4 protein-coding genes are annotated in these 1,587 nt (G+C 24.3%); all 4 read left to right on the forward strand.

From position 1 onward, the window contains the following. Positions 1-41 precede the first annotated feature (41 nt). On the forward strand, positions 42-212 hold the full coding sequence (locus ACRDDY_RS17675) for a hypothetical protein (protein WP_438566245.1): 171 nt from the start codon (positions 42-44) through the stop codon (positions 210-212). 102 nt (positions 213-314) lie between these two features. Further along, positions 315-962 carry a hypothetical protein gene (locus tag ACRDDY_RS17680; protein ID WP_438566246.1) on the forward strand — a complete coding sequence of 216 codons (648 nt, stop codon included), beginning with the start codon at positions 315-317 and terminating at the stop codon, positions 960-962. Between the two features lie 39 nt (positions 963-1,001). After that, on the forward strand, positions 1,002-1,301 hold the full coding sequence (locus ACRDDY_RS17685) for a hypothetical protein (protein ID WP_438566247.1): 300 nt from the start codon (positions 1,002-1,004) through the stop codon (positions 1,299-1,301). A 2-nt stretch (positions 1,302-1,303) separates the two neighbouring features. Beyond that, complete coding sequence (locus ACRDDY_RS17690; protein ID WP_438566248.1) at positions 1,304-1,585, forward strand: hypothetical protein; 282 nt, start codon at positions 1,304-1,306, stop codon at positions 1,583-1,585. Positions 1,586-1,587 lie beyond the last annotated feature (2 nt).

Here is a 1,587-nt window from a genome sequence, read left to right on the forward strand (position 1 = left end):
TAGGGCAATAAAAATACAATTTGATTTAGGAGGGTTTTAAAATGAATGATATAAAAATGTTAGTTGAATTAGAAGGAAAAGTTACTTTTAAAAGTCAAGGATCTGACTGTATAGTTTTAAAAGGTAATAAAAGAATTGGAGTTTATAATAAATCAATAGAAGATGTAAAAGAGTATTGCATAATTAACAATATAGAAGTTAATTTCATATAATTTATAAAGGGTCATGACCCATAAAGCCTATTAAGTCATGAGCGTTCGGAGGTGTAAAACCTCTGAGGTTAGGAATAAAATTAAATTAAAGGGGTGGAATATATGATTAAATCTAAAAATATGATAGTAATAAATAGTAATAGTTTACAGTTAATAGGGGAATATGAATTATATACTAGTAGCATTTCAGGTGAAACTTATGAAGTTGTTAAAAGTGTTCAATTAGTAGATAATAAAGGAACTGTAAAATATCAAAGTGGAAATAACTTGCATATGAGCATTGAAAACATAGAAATAATAGAGGATCAAATCATTGTAGCACTTGAAAATAATTTGATAGATATGTTAGATAAATTATGTTACAAGTGTAACTGGAATTATTTTCAAACTTGCATAAAACAATATGTAAATAGAATGAATGAAGAAAAAAGAAGTGAGTTTTTAAGTGAAATAAATGAAGAGAATAAAACATTAAAAAATGAAGTGTATAATTTAGCTACTATGAAAGATGTTATAATTTTGGATATGTTAGATAGCATTGAGTTATACGAAAAGTTAGATAACAAAGTCACTCAAGAACTTTTAAATTATAGAACTTATTCAGATAGTAAAAAAGAACTATGTAATCAATTAGTAAATGAAGGTTATATAAAATTAATAAGTATAATAAAGAATGATGATACAATTTATAACACTTATAACGAGATAAGAAACAATAATTATAAAGATGCTATTAAAATGTTAGCATAGGCAATAAAAATATTATTTGATTTAGGAGGAGTTTAAAAGATGAGAAAAACAGTTAAAATTAAAGTTGTTGGTGATATTAAAAATTTTAATAGAAGTAGAAGTTATAACATTAATAAATATGAGAAAATTAAACAAAGATGGGATAATAAAGACAGTTGTTTAAAAAGGTTGCTCCCTGAAAAGTATGATGAAATATGCAACACTCTTCAATCTTTAAAAAACGGAGATAGAATAGAATTTATAAATGGTCAAAATGATTTAATATGTATGATTAAAGAAGTAGGATTCTCCATAGGTCATCATGATATAGTTCACATGAGAGATAATATAGGAGGTTAAGCATGAGAAAATTAATAAAAGATATGGATTATTTAGAGTTATATAATTTCATAAATGATAATAAATATATTACAGAGGATCAATTGACACAAATAGAACGACATAAGAATGTAGATGATGTAGAATTCTATGGAAAAGGAAATTATTCAATAATGATTTTAAAAGATAATGGAAATATATTTGATTGTTTGGATATAATTGTAAATAATGAACTTTACGAATTAACAAGAATTATAGGTTGCAGAGGGGAAGATTTTACAATTCCTTACAAATACTATAAATGATG

Source organism: Clostridium sp. (assembly GCF_051656525.1).
Classification (GTDB): Bacteria; Bacillota; Clostridia; order Clostridiales; family Clostridiaceae; genus Clostridium.

Bases quoted from the DNA above. Each gene is read 5' to 3' on its own strand.
- ACRDDY_RS17675 (WP_438566245.1), top strand. From the start codon at position 42: ATGAATGATATAAAAATGTTAGTTGAATTAGAAGGAAAAGTTACTTTT.
- ACRDDY_RS17680 (WP_438566246.1), top strand. From the start codon at position 315: ATGATTAAATCTAAAAATATGATAGTAATAAATAGTAATAGTTTACAG.
- ACRDDY_RS17685 (WP_438566247.1), top strand. From the start codon at position 1,002: ATGAGAAAAACAGTTAAAATTAAAGTTGTTGGTGATATTAAAAATTTT.
- ACRDDY_RS17690 (WP_438566248.1), top strand. From the start codon at position 1,304: ATGAGAAAATTAATAAAAGATATGGATTATTTAGAGTTATATAATTTC.